Consider the following 5,757-nt stretch of genomic DNA (forward strand, 5'->3'; position numbering starts at 1 on the left):
TAACGGAATTAATAAAACTAAAACTCTTTGGTAGTAACGAGTCTGAGATGTATATCCCGAAATTAAACAAATAGGACGTTTACCTTGTAATTCTCTGAGTAATTGTTCCAATCGCCAAAACATCCATAACAGGAAAGGAAATAAACCATAGATTAAAAAATATATTGGTGGTGGAAACCTGCCAGCATGAGATAAAACATTCACTAAAGCATGAGCAAAGACAGAATTTAGCCAAGCCGTAAAAAACAAATTTCTATCTCGATTGAATCTGATACTCGAAGAAATATATATACCTAGTGCGTATCCCCAAGGAGCAGAGAAAATTGCATGGACTGGTGTCCCAATGGTTCGTTCTAAAATTGATGCTGTGCCGTGAAATAGATAAATCCACGTTTCCTCGGCTGTAAATCCCAAGGCTGCGGCGATAGTAAATAGAAAAATAGTAGTAGCACGCAAATAATACTGGCGTTGTAAATAGCAAATAGCCAGAACAACTGCTGCTAACTTACAACCTTCTTCAATAGGAGCTATGACTAATATCTGCCGCAAAATGACCACGAAGAAGTTACGCTGCATTTGTTGCCAGTTTACAACCCAGTTAGCGACAGTTTCCACCCCCCATTCTAGGCCAAGAGCAACAAAACCAGCGATCGCCCCCAGAATGAATAGACCTAGCAGAGTTAACAGCGGTGGGGCAGCAGGAGTCCGGCGGTAGTAGAACCACAACAACATCAATGGGGGAATGACTGCCCACAGCACTAAAGATAAATTAGCCACTCACCTGAGCAATTACAGTGCGGTGACGGGGGCTATTACTGGTAATGGTGGGAGTTTGGAAACCTGCATTAATTAAGGCTTGTTCAATGTCCAAACTGAAATATTCATCTAAATAAGGTTCGGTGCTTTTGAGTAAAGTTAATATATATGTGGGCATTTTTTTGTAATTTTCTGATTTGGGATTCATGTCCATAATCGCTAAATGGCCACCTGGACGCAAAACACGCCTAGCTTCAGCAAAAATTTTGTGAGTTACTGATTGGGGTAATTCATGACACATCAGAAAAATCGAAACTAAATCGAAGGAAGCATCTGCTATGCCTGTAGATTCAGCTTGAGCATGAACCCAGTTAATTTGGGCTTGACGTTGTTGGCTACGATAGTTAGCTACAGCTAAAAAGTAAGGAGATAAATCTAAGCCGGTGATCTTGGCTTGGGGATAAACTGCTTGTAGGGCAAAGGTACTTAATCCTACGGCACACCCTAAATCTAATACATCTTGTGGTTGGGGAGAAATTTGGGCTGTCAAAATATTGTGATAACTTTGGCGGAGTTTAGCATCTCCTTGCGCTCCGGCTTCACTCCAAATGCTGGCATGGACGGTGCGGGCTGCTACTTCTAATTCAAAAGCAGCTTGCCAACTCAAGTCTCCTCCTTCGTAAGCATGGAATGGCCGCAAGTAGTATTCTGGGTAATTAATCTGGGAATTTTCTACCCCAGCTAAATCATTTGCCCAATCACGCTGTTGGAGTTGATCAACTTCTTGCATCCAAGGTACGCCTATTCGCTGGGCGCGTTTAATCATCATTTGTCTGGCTTGGTGTTTGGCCAGGTTGGCTAAGGGTTTAATGGCCAAGATGCCATTGACGAAACGGGAAGCTAAATCAGGTGCAGTGTTGACAGCAGTAGTCATAGGTCAATTTTCTTCGCCCAATATTTTTTAAACATCCTTTAAAATAGAATACATCACGAGTTGAAAATAAGAAATGAAATTATTAATTATAAATTTAACCCAAAATTTAGATTTTGCTTAACCTGAGATAGAGGAAATGGTTTCCAGAAATGTAATAGTATACATAACGAGTTAAAAATAAAAGATGAACCCATTAATTACTACTTTTATCCAAAATTTGGATTTTTCTCAACCGGAAATAGAAGAAATACTTTCTCAGCCCTTAAATGAAGTTATCAATTCCCCGGCGTTAAAACAAGAATTAGACACTTTAAATATTGACTTACTCAAAAAAACTTTACCTACAGCCGGTGCAGTATTAGCGGAACATTTACCACTTTTTTATGACTGGCTCAAAAACGAATTAGGTGTTCAGCGTGTTCCTGATAGTCCAGACCATACCACCAAATGGGTTATTGGTTTTCTCAATAATCAAGAAAGTATTAATCATTTGGTGGAGTTACATCGTCCTGTTCCACACGCAGCTTTAGAAACAGCAGTTCCCCGTTTGGTAGGTTTATTTGATGGGGTTGAAGATGTTACAGTCCGAGAGGAATGGCAAAAGGCTGTGGCAGCACTTTGTTTGGTTTTAGTAGTTGATGCTCGTGAACAAGAAAAGCTGGGACAGTGTTAATTTCGCATTTGAGTACCCAGGTAAATTGTCAGAAATGGCTAACGCCACGCTTTGCTATCAGGATTTACAGGATTTAAGGATTTACAGGATTAAGAGTGAGATTTTATTACCAATCACCAATCACCAATCACCAGCCTTATAAGAAAATAGGCTGAAAACCCTTGAGGTTAAGTTTTGGAGCTAGGTGGTCAGTGAGCTTGTCGAACTGCGGAAAAACTTAGCCGTCCTTTAGGCAAGGGATGAAAGCCTATGGAGGCGTTTACGCCTCAGTCACCTGTGCTATAATCACTCTAACAGGAACGGTAATTAACCTGTATAAAAACCTAACTGCGTAATGGCAATCTGTACCTTGACAACTAAATCTATGGGGTTCTACTTCGTAGTTCTAGTATCACCTGGAAGTAGGTAAAAGATTTACAGGTACTAGACTTGTATTGAGCGAAGTCGAAATACAACACAGAATTAACTCAAACAAAACTTGTAGTAATACAACTACCTCCGGGCAGGGGGAAAGTAACGCTTGGGGAGAGAACCACCTCTTGGTTAGACACCGCAAGGGATCTAATCTAAGTGGACTCGTTGAACCAAGAATCCTCGCACCTTTAGGTCGGGAAGTGTCAAGGTAAAGTCAGAATTTCCACCCCATATTCTGTAACAGCAATAGTATGCTCAAATTGGGCGGAAAGTTGGCGATCGCTTGTTACCGCAGTCCAACCATCATTTAACATTTGAGCTTCATGAGTGCCTTCATTAATCATCGGTTCAATGGTAAATACCATACCCGCTCTGAGTTTCTTACCTCTACCTCTTATTCCATAATGGGGAACATCTGGTGCTGTATGGAAAATATGACTAATACCATGGCCAACGAAATCCCGGACTACTGAAAAGCCAAAAGATTCTGCATACTCTTGAATAGCTGCGCCAATATCCCCAATTTTTGCCCCTGGTTTTACCTCTGCAATTCCCAAACGCAGACACTCTGCTGTCACTTCTACTAATTTTTGGGCTTTGGGGGATGGATTACCAACTAGAAATGTTTTGGATGTATCACCATGATAACCATCAATAATGGGGGTGACATCTATATTAATGATGTCCCCATCTTTGAGGATTTGTTTAGCATTGGGAATCCCATGACAGATGACTTCATTAACGCTGGTACAAATTGATTTAGGATAACCTTTATAGCCTAAAGGGGCGCTTTTTGCTCCATGCTGTTGAGTCCATCGTTCTGCTTCATCGTTCAATTGTAAGGTACTTACTCCCGGCTTGACTAAAGGTTCTAGATGTTGTAGCAACTGGGCGGCTAAACGTCCAGCCCGACGCATTTTTTCTATTTCTCGCTGGGATAAAATCACTATGGTTTCGGTTTTCATCAATGTATCTAAGTAGGTTGGCGTTAAAAATTGTTGTTATGAGCAGGGAATAGGTAACAGGGAACAGAAAGAGAGTTTTGGGCGATTTTACTTTTCTTCACATACCTTTAAATTCTTCTATTCACTTACTTACTCTTTTAAAAATATAGTTAATCCTGTTGTCGCCGCCCTGCGTGCAGCGTCTGCTACTTTCAGAGTATACAAGCTTTTTTCTGGGGTGATATATAAGGGAATATCATCAAAAAGATAATCTAAGACCATAGTTGTATCTTTGGCAAATAAACCCCGCCGCGTACCTATTTCAATCAACTTTGTTTCCTCAGCTAACACCAGCATTCCTGTATCACCATCGAGAATTATCCCCCCTTGTTCACCGTGAACTTCTAATTTCCGTTCTGACTGCCACAAAGTTTCCCCTTTACCATAAATTACTTGTGCTAGTAATCCACTGTCAAAGCATAGTTGGGCTGAACAAAAACAGGTTTGGTAATAATCAGACTCTGTTTCCCAATATCGCTGGTGACAGTTGACAGTGAAGACTTCACCAAACAAATCAATCAGACGATGTAATCGAGATAATGCACCAATTAACGGAAAGCCAAACTTCTCATGATGATAAGTCCACCTGCGTGGTGAGGGATGTTGAGGGTTAAGGGTGCTATAGCGAACATAAAACAAATCACCAATTTGGTCTAAGTGTTGTTTTAAAGTTTGATGCCAACCACCCAAAAGTTCAATGTGTTCAACGTGCAGTAGTTTGTTGACTGTTTTTGCTAAAGCAATTAGTTCTTCAGCTTCTTGGACATCCACAGATAAGGGATATTCAACGATGACGTGCTTGCCCCCTTCTAAAGCAGCACGGGCGATTTTACCATGATCCTGATTAATTGTGGAGATGACCACGATATCTAAATCGTCTCTGGCTACTAGCTGTTGCCAAGAATTCATGGCTTCAATTGTATATTCTTGAGCTAAAGCTGCTATCCTTTCTGGATTGCCAGCGTTGCTGGAAGCGAGCGAAGCTATCGCTATTAAATCAGTGCGTGGATCTTGTCGTAAGGCCTCAGCCCGGAGTTTAGCCGCATACCCAGTACCTACTAAACCCACTCTGAGAATTGTTGTGGATAAAGGTGGCTTGTAATTGGACATGAATTATCACCAGTTTTTTTTGTTGGGTTTAATGCCGTTCCTATTTTATCAAAAAGCCAGCATCAGGAAATCTTAAACACATTGATCCCATAAGTACCATACATTCCAATACTTGTCGGTTAAGAGCAGCGGCAAGAAAAACATGAAATCCTTTTTCATTAGCCGTACTCATCACGATGTACTTTAACATCTATCCAGGCGAGTATTTTATATAACGAAAACTTATTAGTCATAAGTAACTAAATTTCATTACTAATAAGGGTCAATTTTCTGTCATAAGTTTTAACTTTTCCCTTAGTATCAGAATTGAAGCAAATTTAAATCAGCAGCTAATCCCCTAAGAATAGCTGTAATAATTGCTTGAAAATAAATTAAACTGCCGATTTGACAAGAGAGGATAATTAAATGGCTGCTACTTTCAAAGTCACTCTAATCACCCCAGACGGTACTAAAACTATTGACTGCGCCGAAGACACTTATATTCTAGATGCAGCTGAAGAAGCTGAACTTGACTTACCTTACTCCTGTCGTGCTGGTGCTTGTTCAACCTGTGCTGGTAAAATCGTCTCTGGTAGTGTTGACCAATCTGATCAGTCTTTCTTAGATGATGATCAAATCGAAGCTCAATATGTATTGACTTGTGTTGCCTATCCTACTTCTGATGTAACCATTGAGACTCACAAAGAAGAAGACCTCTACTAAGCTTTAGCCATTAAAATCCGCTATTAGCAACAAGAATCCATTACAAATAAGGGATTGGAGAATAAGTAAAAGTTCTACCAATCCCTAATTGTGCCTTGTAGATAATTGACAATTAACTCCTTTTAATTCTTCTTCCTTCTTCCTTCTTCCTTCTTCCTTCTTCC

General features: G+C 40.3%; 6 protein-coding genes. 2 read left to right on the forward strand and 4 right to left on the reverse strand.

The genetic code is table 11. The features are described from left to right. Both FJR38_RS02205 and FJR38_RS02210 read right to left on the reverse strand, forming a co-directional pair. Positions 1–777, reverse strand: a 777-nt coding sequence (locus FJR38_RS02205) for a PrsW family intramembrane metalloprotease (protein ID WP_371418124.1), incomplete at its 3' end; no start/stop codon positions are given. After that, positions 770–1,690 carry a class I SAM-dependent methyltransferase gene (locus FJR38_RS02210; protein ID WP_168494772.1) on the reverse strand — a complete coding sequence of 307 codons (921 nt, stop codon included), beginning with the start codon at positions 1,688–1,690 and terminating at the stop codon, positions 770–772. The genes FJR38_RS02210 and FJR38_RS02205, both read right to left, overlap by 8 nt. 184 nt (positions 1,691–1,874) lie before the next feature. Between FJR38_RS02210 and FJR38_RS02215 the strand changes: the two genes are divergently transcribed. Continuing rightward, on the forward strand, positions 1,875–2,363 hold the full coding sequence (locus FJR38_RS02215) for a hypothetical protein (protein WP_168494770.1): 489 nt from the start codon (positions 1,875–1,877) through the stop codon (positions 2,361–2,363). 617 nt (positions 2,364–2,980) lie between these two features. Here FJR38_RS02215 and map read toward each other — a convergent pair. After that, positions 2,981–3,742 carry a type I methionyl aminopeptidase gene (map, locus tag FJR38_RS02220; protein ID WP_168494768.1) on the reverse strand — a complete coding sequence of 254 codons (762 nt, stop codon included), beginning with the start codon at positions 3,740–3,742 and terminating at the stop codon, positions 2,981–2,983. A 129-nt stretch (positions 3,743–3,871) separates the two neighbouring features. After that, complete coding sequence (locus tag FJR38_RS02225; RefSeq protein WP_168535154.1) at positions 3,872–4,891, reverse strand: Gfo/Idh/MocA family protein; 1,020 nt, start codon at positions 4,889–4,891, stop codon at positions 3,872–3,874. Positions 4,892–5,296: 405 nt separating this feature from the next. On the opposite strand from FJR38_RS02225, the gene FJR38_RS02230 reads away from it, so the two are divergent. After that, positions 5,297–5,593 carry a 2Fe-2S iron-sulfur cluster-binding protein gene (locus FJR38_RS02230; protein ID WP_168494764.1) on the forward strand — a complete coding sequence of 99 codons (297 nt, stop codon included), beginning with the start codon at positions 5,297–5,299 and terminating at the stop codon, positions 5,591–5,593. The last annotated feature ends 164 nt before the right edge of the window (positions 5,594–5,757 follow it).

Origin of the sequence: Anabaena sp. UHCC 0253 (assembly GCF_009712085.1) — a bacterium.
Classification (GTDB): domain Bacteria; phylum Cyanobacteriota; class Cyanobacteriia; order Cyanobacteriales; family Nostocaceae; genus Dolichospermum.

What these genes read in the sequence shown, in the direction of transcription:
- map (WP_168494768.1), bottom strand. Translation starts at nt 3,742, where the DNA reads ATGAAAACCGAAACCATAGTGATTTTATCCCAGCGAGAAATAGAAAAA.
- FJR38_RS02210 (WP_168494772.1), bottom strand. Translation starts at nt 1,690, where the DNA reads ATGACTACTGCTGTCAACACTGCACCTGATTTAGCTTCCCGTTTCGTC.
- FJR38_RS02225 (WP_168535154.1), bottom strand. Translation starts at nt 4,891, where the DNA reads ATGTCCAATTACAAGCCACCTTTATCCACAACAATTCTCAGAGTGGGT.
- FJR38_RS02230 (WP_168494764.1), top strand. Translation starts at nt 5,297, where the DNA reads ATGGCTGCTACTTTCAAAGTCACTCTAATCACCCCAGACGGTACTAAA.
- FJR38_RS02215 (WP_168494770.1), top strand. Translation starts at nt 1,875, where the DNA reads ATGAACCCATTAATTACTACTTTTATCCAAAATTTGGATTTTTCTCAA.